General features: G+C 39.4%; 16 protein-coding genes and 1 pseudogene. 2 read left to right on the top strand and 15 right to left on the bottom strand.

Annotation, left to right across the window (positions count from 1 at the left end):
* The first annotated feature begins 106 nt into the window (after window positions 1-106).
* The gene (locus KHA88_RS09570) at window positions 107-2,038 is read left to right on the top strand and encodes a hypothetical protein (RefSeq protein ID WP_213121774.1); all 1,932 of its coding nucleotides are present in this window, start codon (window positions 107-109) and stop codon (window positions 2,036-2,038) included.
* A gap of 78 nt (window positions 2,039-2,116) precedes the next feature.
* On the opposite strand, the gene rlmH is transcribed toward KHA88_RS09570, so the two are convergent.
* The 8 genes from rlmH to yycF form a co-directional block, all read right to left on the bottom strand.
* On the bottom strand, window positions 2,117-2,596 hold the full coding sequence (gene rlmH, locus KHA88_RS09565; protein ID WP_213121773.1) for a 23S rRNA (pseudouridine(1915)-N(3))-methyltransferase RlmH: 480 nt from the start codon (window positions 2,594-2,596) through the stop codon (window positions 2,117-2,119).
* Between the two features lie 109 nt (window positions 2,597-2,705).
* Complete coding sequence (locus KHA88_RS09560) at window positions 2,706-2,864, bottom strand: CxxH/CxxC protein (RefSeq protein ID WP_213107492.1); 159 nt, start codon at window positions 2,862-2,864, stop codon at window positions 2,706-2,708.
* 195 nt (window positions 2,865-3,059) lie between these two features.
* Window positions 3,060-4,271 (bottom strand): S1C family serine protease, encoded by a 1,212-nt coding sequence (locus KHA88_RS09555; protein ID WP_213121772.1) that lies wholly within the window; start codon window positions 4,269-4,271, stop codon window positions 3,060-3,062.
* 182 nt (window positions 4,272-4,453) lie between these two features.
* Window positions 4,454-5,248 carry an MBL fold metallo-hydrolase gene (locus KHA88_RS09550; RefSeq protein WP_213098833.1) on the bottom strand — a complete coding sequence of 265 codons (795 nt, stop codon included), beginning with the start codon at window positions 5,246-5,248 and terminating at the stop codon, window positions 4,454-4,456.
* A gap of 5 nt (window positions 5,249-5,253) precedes the next feature.
* Window positions 5,254-6,069, bottom strand: a complete 816-nt coding sequence (locus KHA88_RS09545) for a two-component system regulatory protein YycI (RefSeq protein ID WP_213121771.1) — start codon at window positions 6,067-6,069, stop codon at window positions 5,254-5,256.
* Entirely contained in the window at window positions 6,056-7,378 is a 1,323-nt protein-coding gene (locus KHA88_RS09540; RefSeq protein ID WP_213121770.1) for a YycH family regulatory protein, read from the bottom strand. The genes KHA88_RS09545 and KHA88_RS09540 overlap by 14 nt, the downstream gene beginning before the upstream one ends.
* Entirely contained in the window at window positions 7,375-9,201 is a 1,827-nt protein-coding gene (gene walK, locus KHA88_RS09535) for a cell wall metabolism sensor histidine kinase WalK (protein ID WP_213121769.1), read from the bottom strand. Before walK ends, KHA88_RS09540 begins: the two co-directional genes overlap by 4 nt.
* Before the next feature lie 5 nt (window positions 9,202-9,206).
* Window positions 9,207-9,914, bottom strand: a complete 708-nt coding sequence (gene yycF / locus KHA88_RS09530) for a response regulator YycF (RefSeq protein ID WP_213098837.1) — start codon at window positions 9,912-9,914, stop codon at window positions 9,207-9,209.
* 191 nt (window positions 9,915-10,105) lie between these two features.
* Between yycF and KHA88_RS21165 the strand changes: the two genes are divergently transcribed.
* Window positions 10,106-10,234: a hypothetical protein gene (locus KHA88_RS21165; protein ID WP_283247426.1), complete on the top strand. Its 129-nt coding sequence runs from the start codon at window positions 10,106-10,108 to the stop codon at window positions 10,232-10,234.
* Window positions 10,235-10,259: 25 nt separating this feature from the next.
* Here the strand turns inward: KHA88_RS21165 and KHA88_RS09525 are convergent, their stop codons facing one another.
* The 7 genes and pseudogenes from KHA88_RS09525 to KHA88_RS09495 all read right to left on the bottom strand — a co-directional run bounded on the left by KHA88_RS09525 (window position 10,260) and on the right by KHA88_RS09495 (window position 21,315).
* A complete protein-coding gene (locus KHA88_RS09525; protein WP_213121768.1) occupies window positions 10,260-11,684 on the bottom strand; it encodes a peptidoglycan DD-metalloendopeptidase family protein in 1,425 nt (474 codons plus the stop codon).
* 426 nt (window positions 11,685-12,110) lie between these two features.
* Entirely contained in the window at window positions 12,111-14,432 is a 2,322-nt protein-coding gene (helD, locus tag KHA88_RS09520) for an RNA polymerase recycling motor HelD (RefSeq protein WP_213121767.1), read from the bottom strand.
* A gap of 138 nt (window positions 14,433-14,570) precedes the next feature.
* Window positions 14,571-15,727 (bottom strand): annotated as a pseudogene (locus KHA88_RS09515) (M20 metallopeptidase family protein).
* Window positions 15,728-15,762: 35 nt separating this feature from the next.
* On the bottom strand, window positions 15,763-17,199 hold the full coding sequence (locus KHA88_RS09510) for a YfcC family protein (RefSeq protein ID WP_213121766.1): 1,437 nt from the start codon (window positions 17,197-17,199) through the stop codon (window positions 15,763-15,765).
* A gap of 155 nt (window positions 17,200-17,354) precedes the next feature.
* Window positions 17,355-18,716: a replicative DNA helicase gene (gene dnaB / locus KHA88_RS09505; RefSeq protein WP_213098842.1), complete on the bottom strand. Its 1,362-nt coding sequence runs from the start codon at window positions 18,714-18,716 to the stop codon at window positions 17,355-17,357.
* A 179-nt stretch (window positions 18,717-18,895) separates the two neighbouring features.
* Window positions 18,896-19,345: a 50S ribosomal protein L9 gene (gene rplI / locus KHA88_RS09500; RefSeq protein WP_213098843.1), complete on the bottom strand. Its 450-nt coding sequence runs from the start codon at window positions 19,343-19,345 to the stop codon at window positions 18,896-18,898.
* Window positions 19,342-21,315 carry a DHH family phosphoesterase gene (locus tag KHA88_RS09495; RefSeq protein ID WP_213098844.1) on the bottom strand — a complete coding sequence of 658 codons (1,974 nt, stop codon included), beginning with the start codon at window positions 21,313-21,315 and terminating at the stop codon, window positions 19,342-19,344. Before KHA88_RS09495 ends, rplI begins: the two co-directional genes overlap by 4 nt.
* Between the last annotated feature and the right edge of the window lie 16 nt (window positions 21,316-21,331).

Genomic DNA, 21,331 nt, shown 5'->3' with positions numbered 1-21,331 from the left:
TACTTAACTTGTTATGAATTCAAAAAACCACTTATTTAAATCTATATTCATTATAATTAGGATTATATACTAACGATTTAATTATGATTTTAAAGGAGATGTACGTATGAAACGGGTAAAATTTTTTAGCACAACTGACTTAGCTGTTGGTGGTTATTTAAATAGGGTGGAAAAAATAATATTAAACTTTAACGAAAACATAGAGCCTTCAATTAATGATATTTTAGAATTGTATAATTGTACACTTTACATTGATAATAAAGTATTTTTTAGTCAGTGGTCAGATGAACATAAAGAAAAATTAAAAGCACGTTGCAAAATAATAAAAGGCTTCATTGCACGTTATTTTTCGAGTATTAATGAAATGAATATTGAGTTATTAGTCGAAACGTTACATTGGCAATATAAAGATGACCTTTTAAAACTCTTTGTGCAATATCATTTGAGAGAGAGAATAGATGAGAAGATTTTTGCTAATATACTGACGAAAAATATTTTTTCAATCACTCAAGTATGTCAACAGCCACAACTTGTGGAGTATTACGAAATAGTGGTAAAACATTCTTTGTTAGAAAGGCCATCTAATGCAGAATTATTATTCGATAAATATATCGTAGATTCTAGAACGAATAAAAAGCAGTTACATTTCCCTAAATCGCTATCAAAAGATGAGATGAATGCATTGATTACTAATTATATTGATTCTACAGAAGCGAACACTAGCTATTTACAATTAATTATTAATAATCATAATACAAAGGAATTTTCTGTAACAGATGAACATAGATGGAAGGCTAAAAAAAGAAAAGAAAGCATTGAGAGGGAATTATTTTCCAATAGCTTAGGTGTATCTTTTGAGTATAAATTTGTGTTTCAAAAAGATGCACCTGAGTTAGTGCAGCATAAATTAGACGGCAAAGTGCTTGAGATAGTATATGATCAAACTTATTTAGAACAGGAATTAGAGTTTGAAACTATTTTAAATAATTTTATTTGGATATTTGAGTTTATCGATAGTAATGGAAGAATTAATTTTGTAAATAATATATCTACTAGAACATCAATTCTAGATGTTATTCAACTAAAAGCCAAGAGAGACTATCCTGTTAATGAAGCTTTCAAAATTAGTGAAACTTTATCAGATGCTTCAATGGCATTATATTATTCATTCTTAAAAAAAAAAAATGTTAGATTAGAAGATGTTCTTGAATGGTTTTTTAAAGTTTATCTTAAAGAAGATTTTACTGTGTCAGACTATGTTTTTACAGCTCCTTCTAAGGGCTCATCCTATAGGGAAAAATGTAGAGATATTTTACCGGAAATCGAATATGTTTTACAACAGTTTAAATGCTATGTTGATTATGGTGAGATTAATCACGAAATGTTAGCATTATCATCTAGCGGACTACCACTCAACCAAGTTCCTAGCTTAATAAAAAATAAATATATTTATAAGAAAGATATATTAAATCCAATTTTTTATCATCTTTTTTCAGACCAAACACTTCTTGGATATTTAGAAAATCCAGGGAAAGATAGTGCAACATTTTATGATTTGTTAGTAAAGCATAAAGTGCATATAGATGAATTTAAAGATTATCAAAGAACAGAGCTTCAATATCTTATAGATAGTGATTATATATCTATTAATGATGGATTTTTAATGTGGAAAAATCCCGCCAGAATAAAAATATTATATGAACTTTATCATTATAATGTAATTAGTATGTATAGATTATCTGATATGTTACAAGCGGAAGTAAAGTTAATGCATCAAGAAAATTTAGTAGTATTCGAATCATCTCTTTTTTCAAAGTCTGAACAAGATATGTTTGATTACTACTTGAACAACAGTAAATTTCAAAATGGTCCTCAATTAAGAAATAAATATGCACACGGTAGATTAGGCAATGCTGCAAATAGCAATGAAGATATAAACTATAAAAATTACTTATTAATTTTAAAATTGTTGATTACAATTATAATAAAGATAAATGAAGATTTTTGTCTTTATGAAAGTAAGTCACTCCAAAATTGACCCTAAAAATATTTAAGCCTATGCAAGGTAAATTACCTTTTCATAGGCTCCATTCGCATTTTACCATAGAAACCTCATTCATTTATGGTACGGTTCCCCCCTATTAATCCTAAATGCCCTATAAACCTGCTCCACCAATATCAACCTCATCAACTGATGCGGAAATGTCATTTTCGAAAAAGACAAACTCTCATCAGCCCGCTTCATTACATCCTCACTCAATCCCAATGATCCACCAATCACAAAAACCACCTTACTTTTCCCGTATGTAGCAAGATGATCCAGCCTCTCAGCCAGCTCCTCAGAAGTTTTCATTTTCCCCTCGATAGCAAGGGCAATGACGTGCGCATCGGCCTGGATTTTGGCGAGGATGCGATCGCCTTCTTTTGCTTTGACTTGCTGCATTTCGTTTTCGCTCAATACTTCGGGGGCTTTTTCGTCGGGGAGTTCGATGATGTCAACTTTGGCGTAGGCTGAAAGACGCTTGAGGTATTCATCGATGCCTTGTTTTAAGTATTTTTCTTTCAGCTTACCGACCGTGATGATTGAAATATTCACAATGTTCCACCTCTTCTATTACAAACATGTTACACACAGTTTACAAACAACTTATGCACAATAGTTATCCACATATCCACAAAAATCATCCACATTTTGTGCGCGAATGTTAGTTCGCCACAATATATGCAGCAGGCTTATCACAGTATTCACAGGCTGTGGATAAGTCGCCACCTTCTTTTACCTCTTCTAAAACAGGTGAAGTTTCGTATTCATCGACGATGATATCAAGTGCTAATTCTACATGTTCTTTACAACAATAAATCATGTTAAACCCTCTCTCCTATTGGCTTTTGGCGTTATTTCATTCAACCCATAAATTAATCAAAGATTTGCGAATTCTTAGGTTCCTTTTCCTCAAAAATACGCTCGCTATTTTATTCACTTATCCACAGCCCATTTTACCACTAATTAAAAAAGTGGGAAAGCTGTTGATAGCTTCCCCACTTTCATTTATCCACATTCACATCCGTGTTTCGTCTGTCAGTTTGACCGTTGTTTCATGTTTTTTACCGCCTCTGTAATATCTTACAGTCATTGAGTCGCCGACTTTTTTATGATTGTACAAATATTTTCTCAGCTCGAGTACATCGCTTACTTTTTCTCCATCCAATTCGAACATGACATCGAGTTCTTGTAAGCCCGCTTTTTCGGCAGGTGAATTAGGTACAACTTGCTCAATCATAATGCCGTCTGTTACGCCATGTGGCAGCTTCAATGTTTGCTGCTGGTGATAAGCGGCTATTTCCGAAACATTTCTTAATGTAACACCCATTGCTGGACGTTTCACTTCTCCATATTTCTCAAGATCTTCAATAATTGGCACTACAAAATTGATTGGAATGGAAAATCCAATTCCTTCTACTGCACTCTGGGCAATTTTCATTGAGTTAATTCCGACTATCTGGCCTGCAATATTAACGAGTGCGCCGCCACTATTTCCTGGGTTGATCGCTGCGTCTGTTTGGATAACCTCTGCATTCCAATCAGGAATCCCATCTTTATTAATATCGACCGGTACCGTTCTATTCACCCCAGAGATGATACCTTGGGTGACCGACCCCGAAAATTGGAGTCCGAGCGGATTTCCAATCGCAAGGACAGGCTCGCCAATTTTCAATGCATCAGAATCTCCGAATTCAGAAATTTGGTCATTACCAATTCCTTGTGAACTGATTTCAACTACTGCTAAATCCGTCCAAACATCACTTCCGCGGAGTTTCGCAGCCACTTTCGTCCCATCCGGCAAAGTCACTTCCAACTGGTTGGCGTCTTCCACTACATGATGGTTTGTAACGATGTAGACCGTATCTCCCGCTTTCTTATAAATAACACCGGATCCTACACCCGCTTCTTGTGACTGTCCGGTTGACCAGAAGCTGGACGTTTGGATATTGGTGATCCCGACAACGCTATTGCCTGCTTTATCAACAGCTTTTGTCACATCTGTCGTTACGTCAAGGGAAACGCTTTGTGTCGTATTATTTCCTTTATTTGTTTCAATAGAAGTATTATTGCGTCCTGCTTCATTGCCCCAGCCGCCAAAAATCCCTGGGTAAATGAGGGCGACTAGTAAAGCCCCAATGATTCCTCCAATTAGCCCAGTAAGAAATCCGGATCTTCCACCTCTATTGCCTCGATGGCGGTTTGGGCTGTGATCATCGTAAAAACCCACTATGCACCATTCCTTTCTTTAGCTCCATCTTTTAGTTTGCCTTTACATGCCAATATTATAATCCGAAGAGTTGAAAATCCCAAACAACTTCTCTTTCAATAATAAAAAGAGAATGAAAACACTCGGGTCCGCCCCCGATTGTCTTCATTCTCTTTTCCCTTCGCAATCCTGCCGCTAAACATTTAAACAGCTGTTAGATTGGTCGGTATAGACGGATCCGTATCGAAAAGATCGAACTGGGATCCAACTGGCATGCCTTTTGCCTCTAGTGTTTGTTGTACACTCATTCGAGCGAGGTCTTTCATATTATTATCGCGGCTCAAGTGAGCGAGGTAAATACGTTTCGTATTGTCACCGATGACTTCGCTCATCGCCAATGCCGCATCTTCGTTGGACACATGTCCGACATCGCTCAAAATTCTGCGTTTGACACTCCAAGGATATCTGCCCATTTGCAACATTTGAATATCGTGATTGCTTTCAAATACGTACATGTCAGCATTCGAAATCAAGCCTTTCATTCGGTCGCTGACGTATCCTGTATCGGTGATGAGCACAAGCTTTTTGCCGCCTGCACGGAAAATATAAAACATTGGCTCTGCGGCATCGTGGGAAACGCCAAATGATTCAATATCAAGTCCACCAAATGTTTTCACTGTTTCCATTCCGAATACAAATTTTTGCTCTACAGCAATTTCACCGACAAGTCCGTCCATCGCCTGCCATGTACGTTCATTTGCATAGATGGGAAGTTTATATTTCCGAGCCATCACGCCTATTCCTTTAATATGGTCACTATGCTCGTGTGTGACGAAAATTCCGTCTAATTTAGCGGGATCACGTCCAATTTGCTGAAACTGCTTGTCCATTTGCTTACAGCTCAGGCCCGCATCAACAAGGAATGAATGGCTTTCGGTTTCAACAAAAACGGCATTCCCGGAACTTCCACTCGCCAGTACACTGAATTGCATTGACATGTATTTCACTCCATTATATTTTTCTCATTGCCCTGATTCGCCTGGATAATCTGTCCCTCAAAGGCATTTACCAGCAAATTCTCTTGCTGACCTTCATACTCGACAAGGAAACGCCATGTCGGTGTAAGCACTTGTGTTGCTTCCATATTGACGAGCGTATAATAGCCGAGCTCTGATTTGATAACTTTGCTATTCGGCTTCAAGACGCCTTTTCGATACAATGCTTCAAGTGCACGAATAGCTGGATAGACTTCTTCTTTATCACTGATTGGCTCGACTGTATCAAGCATCGTCTGTTCGTATGATTGTATTTCATTTGCGTCGTTCAAAAAAAAGACGAGGTGTGCACTCCTGTTCATAAACAAAGGCTGATCATGGTAGTTTTGATAATAAGTAATCGTACCTTCTTCTTTATCAAAATTCCAGAATCCATATTTTTCTCCGTATAAAACATTTGTTTTCACAAACTCATCGATGTCGGAAAAATCTTCTTTATCCTTCATGCTGATTGGCTTTGTCAATTCTGCATGAAGGATTGTTCCGTCTTCAGAAAAAAGACGCTGGTTTTTCAGGCCATTTACCTCTTTTATTTCTTCTTCAGAAAAAGTTTTTGTATTTGCACTTAAATAATGGTCGCTTGCAAAATCTTTTGGCAGCTCTTTATATTCAATTCCGTCTGTTTTCAAATTTTCTTCAAATGAGGTGTCACTTTTCACTTCAAATTGATAGGACCGATGCTTTGTTAATAACTGCGATAAGAGGAATAGATCGAGGATGAGGAATGCGATAATAAAAATGGTCTTTATCCTACTCCAATCCACTGAATTTCCTCCTCTCATCATCCACATCTAACGGTAGCCAAGATCCAGCATAGAGATAATACCATGATGGCTCGAGTACGAGTACCTTTGGATTAGTCGAATCCTTTCCAAGCTTATAACCAATCATCAGCTCTTGGAGCAGTTCAGGATTTAATTCTGCGTCTTCAAGCAAAGTGTTTAGCGCTATTTCACCTGAAGGGACCCGTACCTTTGTTTGTCCTGGAAGCGGAATATCGAGAGAGAAATATGGCCGCTTATATTGATAAATTTCTTCATTACCCCAAGAAAGACGAATTTCTGTAATTCCATTTTCATTAAAAACAGGATAGCCATTCATGAATAATTGAAATGTCGTCTTTTGATCAAAATCTCCGATATTAAAATAGCGATAATGATCAGTCCAGCCACCATGTTCATTGATAAAATTAATGCTTCTTTTTAGAACATGGTTGTCCGTATTTTTGAGAACGGTACCTGATTTTTGGCCGGGGTTAATGTAAAAAATCATATTCGTCATATAATCAACATCCATGAGACTCAAATCGTCCGTGAACTTTTCTCCGTTGGCCTTAATAACTCTTCTTACTTTGCTCGGATCGCTGAATAGCGCATTTTTAAACTTCTCCGGGTCAATATAAAATGGATAATATTTATATCTCACCAGTTCCTTGCTTTCAGAAGGCAAAAACATGATGCGCTCACTTTTTGGCAATTTATATGGTAAGTATGGGTCATACTTATCTTTATTTCGCTTTATTTCCGCTACTAAGGCAGTGATACGGTCGGGATTCACATGACTCTCATAAACGATCTCGTCTTTAGTAGAAATAAAATAAATCGACCCTTCCGTTGTGTCATTGTCCAAATTAATAACAATCCGATTGAATGCTGCATTTGGAAAATTATCTGTTTCTAAATGGATGACGCCCTTGTATAAATCAAAAGGCACTAAATCCGGATACGTAATTTCAATGCGATTTTTGGAATGGGAGAGCTGATGAATTTGTTGGTTAGTATACTTTCTCGCATGGCCAATATCATAGAAATTCCATGAACTAATACTATTTATTAGCTTGTCGATATTTTTTTCATTTACTGTTCCAAAGTGAGAATCATCCATATGAACAAGAACTCTTGTAGGCTTGATTACACTTACCGCATCCACTTGGTCAGCGATGGATATTTCGTGAACATATTTTTTATCGTCATATTCATACTTCGGCTGGTACGTCCACAAGCTCCACGTAAGAATACCACTTGCAGCTACAAGCAGGAGTAGCATTATTGACTTCAACGCTTCATAATTCACAGCCAATCATCCTCTTGTAAAGGGTCGTAAGGCAGGGTAAAGAGAATCGTCGTTCCTTTCCCTTCTAGGCTTCTTGCCCAAATCTTCCCGCCATGTGCGCCAATCATTTCCTTAGCAATTGCAAGCCCAAGGCCCGTTCCACCTAACTGCCTTGTCCGTGCACGGTCTACTCTGTAAAAGCGCTCAAAGACTTTTTCAATATTATCCTTCGGAATGCCAATCCCTTGGTCGCTGATACTTACTTCAATTTCGCCATGAAACTCTTGAATACGGAATGTTACCTGTCCACCTTCTGGTGAGTATTTCATTGCGTTGGAAATAATATTGTCAATGACTTGGGTTAGCTTATCTTCGTCAATTTCCACATAAATCGTATGATTTGGAAGCAGTCGTCTAAAAGTAACTTGACGTTCTTTTGTCATCTCAAATCGATCAATAATATGATTAAAAAACTTCACAAAATCCACCCAAACAGGATTGATTTCATAGTTTCTGCTATCCATTTTAGAAAGATCCAGCAAGTCATTCACCAGCCGGATCATCCGCTCCGTCTCATTGCGTGTGACACCTAAAAACCGCGGTCCCAGTTCCTTGTCATCGATTGCTCCTTCTGATAATGCTTCAAGATAACTGCGCATCGTTGTAAGTGGGGTTCTTAATTCATGTGAGACATTGGAAACAAATTCTCTTCGTTCTTCATCGAGTTTTTCCTGTTCAGTAATATCGTGGAGCACCGCAATCAAACCATTTACAAATCCAGTTTCTCTTTGAATAATGGACATATTTGCACGTAAATAATATTTTTTTTCATGTGTGCTGTAATCAAGAATGATAGAATCCTGCTGTTCAAGTAAATCTTCAAACGTAAATTCTTCACCAATATCAAGCAATTCAATAATGGGTTGAGCCAGTACTGTTTCACGTGAAACGTCCAACATCTCCGCAGCCCGTTCATTAATTAAAATAACCCTTCCTTTACGGTCGGTCGCAACCACACCATCTGTCATGAAAGCAAGAACAGAAGAAAGCTTGCGCCTCTCCCCTTCGGTCATTGCTTGTGCTTCCTGCAGTTTCTTCGTCAAATTATTAAACGTATAAGCAAGCTGTCCAATCTCATCCTCGCCATACACACGCACTTTACGAGAAAAATTCCCTTTTGCCATCGCTGTCGCCTGACGTTTCATATCTGCTATCGGCCTAGTGATCATTCTCGCAAGTACGATTCCAAGCACGGCAGTAATGAACATGGCAATCGCAGTGCCTGTAATGAAAATGCTATTGATTTCTTCCATTTGTTTATAAACAGTTTCAATTTTAGCTACGAGATAAATGGCCCCTACGATTTCACCGCTTGATTTAATCGGCGAGGTAAGCACCCAAATTCTCCCACCTGATTTTCTGTCAATCTGGATTTTTTCTTCTCTCTCACCAACTGCCAGTGTCCTTTTAACCATCACATCGGTTGTTTTCTGACCGATGATTCCTTGATTGTTCGATTCTGATGTTCCAATGATTAAGCTTCGGCTATTCACAATCCGAACTTCCTCAATATCAGTTGCTAAAAAGTCATTGAGCAACTTATTAATATCATCTTCAAGGGCTGGCATATCATCTGCGGATCGATCCTTTTTCACTTCTTCAGCAATATTATATTCGAGAAGAGGAAGTCGCCCTTCAATCGCTTTTTGAAAGTTTCTTACGAGCTGATCCTCTAGTTTACCGACAAAATATACACCGATAATTTGCATGGCAATCATAATTAATAAGACATAGATCAGCACAAATTTCATGTGGATGGAGCGGAAAAAGCTTACTTTTTGCATATGAATTACTCCTGTTCAGGTGTGCGTAAATAATAGCCTACTCCTCTTCTTGTTACGATCCATGTCGGATGGCTTGGATTATCTTCGATTTTTTCACGTAAACGTCTTACTGTCACATCTACTGTGCGAACATCTCCAAAATAGTCATAGCCCCAAACAGTTTGTAGCAAGTGTTCTCTCGTCATCACTTGACCAATATGTTTAGCCAGGTAATGGAGAAGTTCAAACTCGCGATGTGTCAGCTCAATCGTCTCGCCATTCTTTGAAACTACATATGCGTTCGGATGAATGGTAAGTGAACCAACGGTAATATCACTATTCTCATCTTCTTCCATTTGTTGAGCAATTTGGGCGTGGCGTCGCATATTTGCTTTCACGCGGGCAATCAGTTCTCTTGTACTGAATGGTTTTGTCACGTAATCATCTGCACCGAGCTCTAAGCCCAATACCTTGTCTATTTCCGAATCTTTTGCTGTAAGCATAATAATCGGCATATCGTATTTTTTACGTATTTCCCGGCACACTTCCATGCCGTCGCGGATTGGCAGCATAATATCGAGTAATATCATATCTGGCTTCATTTCCTCGACTAAACGCAATGCCTCATCGCCGTCATAGGCGCATTGTACGGTGAATCCTTCTTTTTTGAGGTTAAATTGGAGAATATCCGCAATTGGCCTCTCGTCATCTACTACAAGAATCTTTTTATCCATGGCTAGTATCTCCTTTAAAATTAATCAATATATGTGAACGAGTGAATGATGTTTTATCTCTTAATCTATATATTTTATCACAAGAAAAGAGACAGGTCCAAGAGAGCCTAAACTCTCTGGGAGCTGTCTTTGTAAAGAAAAGCGGAAGCGCCCGTTTAGCGACGTACAAACTTCGCCCACAGGATGTGGGTGTGTCGACGTTGCCACAGGACGTGGCGATTTTAGTCGACGATCCTTTTTATCGAGATAAAGGAAACACGGTGAGCCTGAAAGGCGAACCGATGTTGACTTATCGTAGGAAGAATCCTGAAGTTTGCTAGGCGCTGGGCGCTGAAGCTAGACATATTAAAAGTAATTTAATGGATTTTGCATACTTCCATTTTTATAAACTTCGAAATGAAGGTGAATACCAGTTGAATCACCTGTAGATCCCATAATGCCAATCGCCGATCCTTTTTCTACTTTTTGACCCGCAGAAACGCTAATTGATTTTAAATGGGCATAAATTGTCTGGTAACCGTTTTGATGGTCGATCACTATCTTATTTCCGTAGCCGCCGTTATTCCATCCTGCTGAAACAACGATGCCATGATCGGCCGCTTTAATCGTATAATTGCTTGGTCCGGCAATATCGATTCCTTTATGGAGCTTACCCCAGCGCATACCCATTTTACTAGAAACATAACCGCCATTGGCCGGCCATGTGAATTTGCCAGTACCTCGTGAAGGAATGACTTTCGTTCCTTTCACGACAATTTGTTTCACTGGTTTTTCAATCGTTTCTTCTTTGATCGTTTTCTTGCTTGTTTGCTCTCCATTTTGCTCGATCACTTTGTACGTAAATCCACTCGTTCCATTTTTGCCTGTCTGCTTTTCTTTAGTGTCTCCTTTAGGCATTGAGCTGTCTTCAATGACCTCTCTTTCAAATGGGACGGCTTCTTCTTCATACATTTCCCGTTCTACAACAACATGGACGAGCGGCTCCGTTACAACCGTGTTGATTTCCTGACCAATTTGGAGGATTCCATCAGCTGTTAAGCCTTCATTCAGCTTTAATATTTCTTTCGTTGTTAAATCATATGAAGCTGCAATTCTTTCAATTGCTTCGCCTTCTTTAACTTTGTGCTTTTTATCTTCAAGCGTACCCTTTTGCAGTAATTTCACCGCTTTATCGACTGTAAGAACTTGTTTCGGTTGTACAGATTCCTCTTTAAAATGAATGTCTTCCTTCATTCGGACATCTACAACGCGGTTTTCGTCTTTTTCTTCAGTTTTTTTCTTTGATTCAATCGCTTTTAGCTCTTTTTCCGTAACATAGTTTAGTTTTATCATTTTCAAAACAGACTCAGCTTCAGATTGATCTTTTACATAAGTAATTGGCTTTTCGTCAACCGTTATCGCTGTAGCAACTGCTTTTACCGTTGCCATTTCTTCAATCTGTTTGCTGACAGCGTCATTATCCGCATTTGAACGAAAAACTTGTTCCGAAATATATGTAATCTCATTTTCTATTTGAAGATCATAGTCCTTATACTTCTCATTGACTTTTGCAATCGCTCTATCCGCAGCTTGTTCGACAACTTCCTCTTCCGTCACTGCACCGATATAAACATCATCCATATACACGTGATAAATTGTCTCAAGTTTTAGTGTGGCAAATGCATTTGGTGCAACAAGGATAAAGGATGTTAACAGCAGGCCAATGATGAAAAATATCTTTAATAGACCGCTTGACCTAACACTTCCTTGTTGATAAGACTTCCCTATCATGTTCTAAATCCCCCTAGATTTCTACCTTACCTACACATATAAATAGGCCAAAAGGCACTTCCTAAAATTTACACTCCATTAATCTATCATAACTAAACCTTAATTATGGACGTTTAAACAGAATGTAATATAAATGTATATTGATTGACTTTTCGCACATTTATATGTAAAACGCTTGAAATGAAGGGTTTCATATAGGAATCCTTTAAAATGCATACTGGCTTTTGTCGAGTTTTGTTACAGAGGTATTACAAAGTCATGAAGAGAGGGCAAATAAGATTGGAACGATACAAAGAGAAAAAGCACTGCGAGAGTCAAAGTCGTCGCAATGCTTTTTAGGAAGTGGTTTGCTGTAATGAAACCTATATTAACATACACCATCGAAACTTGGCAACACATATTTCGACAAAAACCGGGGCGTGCCTGTCACTCCTCGATAAATGTTGTTTTTTCGCCGATGGAGAAGAGGTGGAGTTCGTGCATGGCTCTTGTGCAGGCTGTATAGAATAGTTTGCGTTCGTATTCCCGCCCGTATTGCTGCTTTGATGCATTATAAATAATCACGGCGTCAAATTCGATTCCTTTTGCTAAGTAAGCAGGGAGTATGACGATCCCTTTTTCATATGAGTTTGTGTTTTTATCCATGAGACGGATATTCAGCTTTTTATTCAAACTGTCATACGCTTCCTGGCTTTCCGCCATTGTTTTGCAAATGACCGCAATTGTCTCGTGACCTTTAGCTTTCATCCGACCAATGCAGGCCTCGATGTTCGCATGTAGGGAATGAATATCAGCCACTTCTTTCAGAACTGGTTTTTCCCCTTCACGATTGAACGGTTCAATCATCTCTCCGCCACTAATTATTCCCTTCGTAAAATCAACAATCTGCTTCGTTGAACGGTAGCTTCTCGTTAATACAATCTTTTCCGTTCCTTCCAGGTCAGTTCCCAGAATCGTTGGCGCATTGATTGTATGGGCGTATATTGCCTGATTCACATCGCCCAGAATCGTCATTTTACAATGCGGAAAAAGCTGTTTCAAAAATTCAAATTGAAATGGTGAATAATCCTGGGCTTCGTCAATAAATAAATGACGAATGAGCGTATTGGATTTCCGCCCTTCCAATTGATCCTGTAAATATAAATACGGGGTAGCATCTTCATAAAAGAGCGCATTTGCCTGTAATTGACCAATCGTAGCAGTGCAAATCTCGCCCCAGCCTTCAGGCCATAAGAAAGATTCCTTCAGCTGAAATAACTGGCGATACACTGCTTTCATATTTAAAAATTTAAACCGCTTTACCGCTTGCCTAATTGGCTTAAAGTGTTTGTTCACGATCATTTTCGCCAAAATCCGCTGTTCCCGTTCTGCATCATCAAACGTTTCTTCCGACTGCTCTTGCTCTTTTTGAACACGTCTGTACACTTCTAAATAATCATCTTTATCCAAGAGCTCAGCTTCTTCTAAAACCCAATCCTTCGTTCGTTCTTGCCTTTCTTGTTTGGCCATCATCTTCAATAATTGTTCAGAAGTTATCTTCATACGATTCGGAATAGAAATGGATCGATCCAGCGAATAAAAAATCTTCGCAATATCTTCAGCTGAAAAAATTTTATGGCCACGAAATAATATATTTTTAAAAATAAGTCCCTGCTCCGAAAGATAAGTGACGTATTGGTCAATTTGTTCTTTGAATTCCAAGCTAGCTTTATAACGGATGGCCTTCATCCTCGTCTCATATCCTTGCTCATCCATCGCCGTCAATGTATATTCCATTTGGGAAAAAGGGTCCTCTACATTAAATTCTTTACCGAGTCTGGTTATTAAATATTGCTGATACGTCGTCTGTTCCATATTGTCTTCTCCAAGTTCAGGGAGCACGGTTGCGACATAACTGTTAAACAAAGGATTCGGAGAAAAGAGCATAATATTATTTGACGATAACGTATTGCGATAACGATATAGCAAATAGGCAACGCGCTGAAGAGCGGCTGATGTTTTTCCGCTTCCAGCAACCCCTTGGACGATCAAGTACTTGCTTCGATCATTTCTGATAATCTGATTTTGTTCACTTTGAATCGTCGCGACAATACTTTTCATTTGGGTGCTTGCATTACCGCCAAGCACCTCCTGCAACAAGCTGTCACCAATTGTAACACCAGTATCAAACATACCTTTTAGCTGGCCATTTTTAATGATGAACTGCCGCTTTAATTCCATCATTCCTTCAATCATCCCTGAAGGAGTTTGATAGGAAGCTCGCCCCGGTGAATAATCGTAGTATAGGCTTGAAATCGGTGCGCGCCAGTCGTAAATCACAAACTGCTCGTCGTCCTCATCCATCAAGGATGCTATTCCAATATAGATTTGATCTGCCGCTATCTCGCCATCCTCATGAAAATCAATCCGGCCAAAATAAGGAGAGTTTTTTAGGCGATCTAACTGGCGAAGCTGTTTATAAGACTGTCCGTGTGTTCTTTCCCGTTCAGCAAGCAACTCAGCTTGCTGCTTAATGCTTGTAAATGTTTCTATCACATCATCAGGCTCATCAAGATTAACCGTGACATCCTCCCAGAAGGTCTTCCTAAGTTCAATAACCCCTTCCTTGACCCCACCCATATTTTCTTGAAGCTGAATGAATTTTTGATCGATTACAGTTTGAATATCTTTCACTCGCGCCTGTTCTTCTTGCCACTCCTTATTCAATCGCCGCCCACACTCCTTGTAAAAGAATATAATGTTTGACATCCGAAAATCTTTCTGATATAATTATAGTTGGGTAAATATATAAGTGTGACTATAAAACGAAAACAAATTTAATCATAACATGATTTTCTTTAAATATCAATGGCTGAACAGATTATTCTGTTCAGCCATTCTTGTTCATTATGCATTTAGAGCCAATTGAATCATAAGCTCAATCGCAGCTGGCATTGCATCTTCATCAATATCAAATTTTGGATGATGGTGAGGATATTGGCTTTTTTTGCTTTGCATCCCTACGTTGATAAATGCCCCTGTTATTTCTTTTAAGTAATAGGAATAATCTTCAGCACCTAATGAAGGATCCATTGGCTCAAATACATCAGCTCCAAATGTATTTTCGATCACGTCTTTTGCATATTCACACGCCTCTGGATGATTAAATAATGGTGGAGTCCCTTCAATATATTCATAATGCCCTTTCGCTCCGAAGCTCGCACAAATTGATTCGGTCAGCTGCGCCGTTCTTTCTTTCATTAATTCTGCCGCTTCGAAGGTCATCGCCCTGATCGTCCCTTGCAGTTTCGCTTCAGAAGGGATGACATTATAGGAATTACCTGCTTGAACACCGCCAAATGAAATCACACCAGCTTGCAACGGATGTAAACTTCTACTCACAATCGATTGGAATGCCTGAATCAGATGAGTAGAAATATAGATTGGATCCACCGTTGCCTGCGGCTGGCCTCCATGCCCTCCGATTCCTTCAATCGTGATATTAAAGTCATCGCTCGATGCATAGCGGGCCCTGTCGCGAAGCCAATTTTTCCAAGCGGAAGATTTTGCATGAGATGAATGCCATAAATTGCATCCACATCCTCTAATACGCCTTCTTTCACAAGCTGCTGTGCGCCACTAGGAGATGCTTCCTCTGAGCTTTGAAAAATAAACTTAATATTATTCTTCACTTCATGCCTGTTACTGCTCATCCATTTCGCAACCGCGAGTAGAATTGCCGTATGACCGTCATGACCACACCCATGAAATACCCCAGGTACAGTTGACTTGAAAGGTTTCTCCCCTTCTTCAACCATCGGGAGTGCGTCCATATCCGCACGTAATGCAATTGTTTTCTTACCTTCTGTCCCTTGTAAATAACCAATGACATTTGGCTCGGAGAATCCTTCTACTATTGAAATACCGAATTCCTCCAGCGCCTTTCGTACATAGGACCCCGTATTAAATTCCTGTCCTGATAGTTCAGGATATTGATGAAAGTGCCGGCGTTGTTCAATCGCCCAGTCTTTTAATGCTGAATCAACATTTATTGTTTGCAACATGATGAATCCTCCATAGTTTTTTATTTAGCTTGCTTTTAAAATGGTCCATATTGGATCGCTTGGGCAATGATTAGGAAAACTACGCCGATCGCCACTTCGATCAAAATAAACGGCAACACCCATTTCACCCATCGTGTATATGGAATACCCGCAATTGCAAGTCCGGCAATTAGGACCCCCGCTGTTGGAAAAATTGAATTTGTAATTCCATCTCCAAGTTGGAATGCCAATACCGCAGTTTGTCTCGTAACACCAACTAGATCGGAAAGTGGTGCCATAATCGGCATTGTCAATGCAGCTTGGCCGCTTCCAGACGGTACAAGGAAGTTTAAGAATAGTTGCACAAAAAACATTCCTACAGCATTAAAAGCTGGCGACAATTGAGTTAAGAGAGATGAAGCATAATATAAAAGCGAGTCCATTAACTTTCCGTCTTGAAAGACTACTAATATAGCTTGAGCAAATCCAATGATTAATGCCCCGCCGATCACCTCTTTTGCACCATCCATAAAACCATCGGCAATATTACTTGCGGATAATTTTCCAATGAGACCAATCATAATGCCAGACAAAAGGAATAAACCTGCAATCTCAGTAATATACCAGTCATATTTCAGTACACCGATAATAAGCACAATAAAATTAAGTAAAAAGACACTCAATACCCATTTATGGCGTGTTTCCATCTTTATTTCCGCTTGTTGAAGATGTTCTTTTTTCTTCTGAAAATTACCCAAATAGCGAAGTTGCGGATTTGCTTTTATTTTTCTAGCATAACGATATACGTAGATGACTCCAGCTATATAAAAAGTGGTGAGTAAGGCGAGTCTCATGCCAATGCCTGAGAATGTCGGCAGCTCGGCAATACTTTGAGCAACGCCTACATTAAAAGGATTTAGCACTGCACTCATAAATCCAATATTAGCGCCGAGTGAAACGATCGCAAACCCGACAATGGCATCAAAGCCAAGTGCGATTGCAAGTGGTGTGATAATGGCCACATAGATGATTGTTTCCTCAGACATCCCCATCAATGTTCCACCCGCCGCAAAAAACAGCATTAAGACAGGGATAAGCAGCATTTCTTTGTTAGCAAGTTTTCTAGAGATCGTCATTATCAGTGCATCCATTGCACCCGTTGCTTTTAATATACCAAATGCCCCGCCAACAATCAGGACAAAAAAGATAATTCCAGCACCATTAATCATACCGGTGTGAACACTTGTAAAAATTTTAAAGAAGCCGACCGGAGATGGATCTGTAAACTGGAAGGAATCTGGATTTACAATGCTACGGCCATCCACTTCCACCCTTTCATATTCACCGGCAGGCACGATATACGTTAAGATGGCAGCCGTCACGATGACAAAAAAGATAAGGACGAAGGCGTTAATATTTTTTATTTTAGGCTCTTTCGTTTGTTTGAAATCTACTGGCTGATTACTATACTCTTTACTGCTTTGTGTACTCATCTTTAATACCCCTTCTGTTATTCTCGTTGTATTTTTAAAAGTATATTAGAATAATTATGCATCTAAGTGTATCTAATATTCATCGAGAATGCAAGGGGGATCATTGGTAGATTCACCACAAAAAAAACACCCCACAATGGAGGTGCCCCTAATCCTTACGCTCCCGAAGGAACGGCGGAATCATCATATCTATGTTCAAGATTGACGAATTTATTATATTCTTTTACAAAAGCAAGTGAGACTGTACCAACTGGACCGTTACGCTGCTTCGCAATGATGATTTCGATGATATTCTTGTTTTCCGACTCCTGATCGTAATAATCGTCCCGATATAGGAAGGCTACGATATCGGCATCTTGCTCAATACTTCCTGATTCACGAATATCAGACATCATTGGACGCTTATCCTGCCGCTGCTCCACACCACGGGAAAGCTGTGACAGGGCAATGACTGGAACTTCAAGTTCACGCGCCAAGGCCTTCAAGGAACGAGAAATCTCCGAAACTTCCTGCTGGCGGTTTTCTCCTGAACGTCCATTCCCTTGAATAAGCTGCAAATAGTCGATCAAAATCATGCCAAGGCCATGCTCCTGCTTCAGACGGCGACATTTAGAACGGATTTCTCCAATCCGAACGCCAGGAGTGTCATCAATATAGATGCCTGAATTAGATAAGCTTCCCATTGCCATCGTCAGCTTACGCCAATCTTCATCTGTTAATGCACCTGTTCTCAAGTTTTGGGCATTAATATTACCTTCTGCACAAAGCATCCGCATGACGAGCTGCTCTGCACCCATCTCAAGACTGAATATCGCGATATTTTCTCCAGTCTTTGTACCAACATTTTGTGCAATATTCAGCGCAAATGCCGTTTTACCAACGGAAGGACGGGCAGCAACGATGATTAAATCATTCCGCTGGAAACCGGCCGTCATTTTATCAAGCTCTGTAAATCCCGTTGGAATGCCTGTGACATCGCCTTTTTGATGATGAAGTAGTTCAATATTATCGTATGTTCGAACGAGCACGTCTTTAATATTATGAAAAGCGCCTGCATTTTTACGCTGGGCCACTTCCATTATTTGTTTTTCCGCTTCACTTAGAAGAGCATCCACTTCATCTTCGCGAGAATAGCCATCTGTCGCAATATTTGTAGCGGTTCTAATTAAACGGCGAAGAAGCGATTTTTCTTCCACAATCCGGGCATAATAACCAATATTCGCTGCTGTTGGAACGGAAACTGCAATCTCACTTAAGTAGGAAACGCCCCCAACATCCTCAAGCAGCTTGGCAGCAGCGAGCTCTTCTGTGACGGTAATCAAGTCAACCGCTTTACCAGTCTCGCTTAATTTCAACATACAATCAAAGATCTTTTGATGAGAACTCCGATAAAAATCCTCAGGAATGAGGATTTCCGATGCAAGTATCAATGCGGATGGTTCCAAAAATATAGCACCAATGACAGCCTGTTCAGCTTCTATATTTTGCGGCGGCGTTCGATCCAATAAATCACTCATTCTAGCTATTCCACCCCTTTAGAAATGCGCAAGCGCCTTGTTTATCATCAATGACTTCCTAATTTATATATAAAAACTTTAATTTCTTTCATATAAAAAATGTGACCGGCCGAAACCGCATCACATTTTTTTGCTAGCTCTATTCTATCATGAAATCAGTGTTTAAAGTTGTGGTAAATTTAGTTTTCTTCCTTCACATGTACGTCAACTGTAGCCGTGACTTCCTGGTGAAGTTTAACCGGAACCTTTGTTACACCTAGTGAGCGGATTGCATCATCCAACCCAATTTTACGTCGATCAATTTTAATATTATGCGTTTTTTTCAATTCGTCCGCGATTTGTTTATTTGTAATCGAACCAAATAGTCTTCCACCTTCACCGGACTTCGCTTTCAATTCTACTGTTAATGCTTCAATCGTTTCTTTTAATTTTACCGCTTCTTCCAACTCTTCGTTCGCAACTTGCTGTTCTTTCTTTTTCTGATTATCAAGAGATTTAATATTTCCTGGTGTTGCTTCAATTGCCAGCCCTTGTTTAATTAAAAAGTTATGCGCATAGCCGTCCGCAACATTTTTTACTTCCCCTTTTTTACCTCTACCTTTAACGTCCTTCAGAAAAATAACTTTCACGATTCTTGACTCCCTTCCAAATAATCATCTATTGCTTGCTTTAATACTAACTCAACTTCAACGATTTTTTCTCCTGGCAGCTGAACAGCGGCATTCGACAAATGTCCGCCCCCACCAAGTGCCTCCATGAGAATTTGCACATTGATTTCGCCCAAGGAACGGGCACTGATTCCGACAATATCTTCCGCCCGTTTCGAAATGACGAATGATGCGGAAACATTATCCATCGTTAGCAATGTATCTGCTGCTTGGGCAATCAAGACAGGGTCATAAATCTCATCCTCTTTGCCACTCGCAATCGCAATTCCATCACGATAAAATTCCACTGTTTCGATCAGTTTTGATCGTTTTATATAAGTATCAACATCTTCTTTTAAAAACTTTTGCACTAAAACCGTATCGGCGCCTTGTGAGCGTAGATAGGAAGCTGCATCAAAAGTACGTGAACCTGTTCGAAGCGTAAAGCTTTTCGTATCAACGATAATCCCGGACAATAAAGCGGTGGCTTCCAGTGAATTTATTTTTCCGTTTTTCGGCTGATACTCTAATAGTTCCGTTACAAGCTCTGCTGTTGATGATGCGTATGGCTCCATATACACGAGCAAAGGTTTTTTAATAAAATCTTCACTACGACGATGATGATCAATGACTACGACGCGATCTGTTTTATTCAGCAACTTTTCTTCAATAACGAGTGATGGTTTATGCGTATCCACAACAACGAGAAGGGTATTTTCTGTTGCGAGTTCCAACGCTTCCTCGGGAGTAATGAGCCTTGAATAAAGATCCGGATATGCCTTCATCTCTTCTATGAGACGTTGAACTCCCGTATCAATTTCAGAAAAATTAACAACAATATAACCTTCACGGTGATTCATTTCTGCTGCTTTACGAATACCGATTGAAGCTCCGATCGCGTCCATATCTGGATATTTATGACCCATGACGATGACTTGATCGCTTTCCACAATTAATTCCTTCAACGCGTGGGAAATAACGCGAGCCCTTACCCTAGTCCGTTTTTCCATGGGATTTGTTTTGCCCCCATAAAATTTCAACTTACCATTAGGGAGCTTGAGCGCCACCTGGTCTCCTCCCCGTCCTAAGGCTAAATCTAAACTGGATTGTGCTAAAACACCAAGCTCCGGCAGTGTTAATTCACCTATTCCAACCCCGATACTTAAAGTCAGTGGCACATTTTGTTTTGCCGTTGTTTCTCTCACAGTATCCAAGATCGAGAATTTTTCCATTTCCAATTCACGTAATATCTTTTCATTCAGTAATGTGACAAAGCGGTCCGAAGATGTTCTCTTTAGAAAAATCCCATGTTCAAGCGCCCATTCATTCAATAGAGAGGTAACGGTACTATTTAGCCCGCTCCTTGCTTGATCATCCATTCCTTGTGTTGCATCATCATAATTATCAAGAAAAATGAAGGCAATGACATTTCTTTCAGCTTCATAGCGCCTTACTGTTTCTATTTGATCTGTTACATCAAAAAAATAAAGTAATTTCTCTTCCAATTTGAGAATTACATTATATTTTCTTTCGTTTATCGTGACAATTTCTGTATCGATATCTTGTTTAATGAGGGGGATAATTTGTTCACCCACATCATATAAGGATCGCCCTGCAAGAGTATTTTCATTAAAACATGATGCCATAAATGGATTTGTCCATTCAATTTGGTAATCATCATTAATGAGCATGATCCCAATCGGCATATCCATTAAAGCTTCCTCACCGACTTTTTTTACGCGGTAAGAAAGAGTAGTAATATACTCTTCCGTTGCTTTTGCTGCTTCCTTCTCTACATGGAGAGCCGCATAAAACAATGCCAATAGCAATAAAGTGCCGATCAGGGCTATCCACGTACTTTGAATGCCGATGAAGACAAGAAGTACAGCTGATACAACCATTATACCGTATAATGGATATCTCATTTTGTGCTTCTTAAAATATGAAGGCATCCCTTCAGCTCCTTTA

Origin of the sequence: Lederbergia citrea, assembly GCF_018343525.1 — a bacterium.
Taxonomy (GTDB): domain Bacteria; phylum Bacillota; class Bacilli; order Bacillales; family Bacillaceae_C; genus Lederbergia; species Lederbergia citrea.
Note: the sequence above shows the minus strand (reverse complement) of the source record. Positions and strands in the feature narration are given on the sequence as shown.

Excerpts from the sequence above, each read along its gene's own strand:
- yycF (WP_213098837.1), bottom strand. The coding sequence starts at position 9,914 with ATGGATAAAAAGATTCTTGTAGTAGATGACGAGAGGCCAATTGCGGAT.
- walK (WP_213121769.1), bottom strand. The coding sequence starts at position 9,201 with ATGCAAAAAGTAAGCTTTTTCCGCTCCATCCACATGAAATTTGTGCTG.
- helD (WP_213121767.1), bottom strand. The coding sequence starts at position 14,432 with ATGTCAAACATTATATTCTTTTACAAGGAGTGTGGGCGGCGATTGAAT.
- KHA88_RS09560 (WP_213107492.1), bottom strand. The coding sequence starts at position 2,864 with ATGATTTATTGTTGTAAAGAACATGTAGAATTAGCACTTGATATCATC.
- KHA88_RS09510 (WP_213121766.1), bottom strand. The coding sequence starts at position 17,199 with ATGAGTACACAAAGCAGTAAAGAGTATAGTAATCAGCCAGTAGATTTC.
- dnaB (WP_213098842.1), bottom strand. The coding sequence starts at position 18,716 with ATGAGTGATTTATTGGATCGAACGCCGCCGCAAAATATAGAAGCTGAA.
- KHA88_RS09525 (WP_213121768.1), bottom strand. The coding sequence starts at position 11,684 with ATGATAGGGAAGTCTTATCAACAAGGAAGTGTTAGGTCAAGCGGTCTA.
- KHA88_RS09570 (WP_213121774.1), top strand. The coding sequence starts at position 107 with ATGAAACGGGTAAAATTTTTTAGCACAACTGACTTAGCTGTTGGTGGT.
- KHA88_RS09550 (WP_213098833.1), bottom strand. The coding sequence starts at position 5,248 with ATGTCAATGCAATTCAGTGTACTGGCGAGTGGAAGTTCCGGGAATGCC.
- KHA88_RS09495 (WP_213098844.1), bottom strand. The coding sequence starts at position 21,315 with ATGCCTTCATATTTTAAGAAGCACAAAATGAGATATCCATTATACGGT.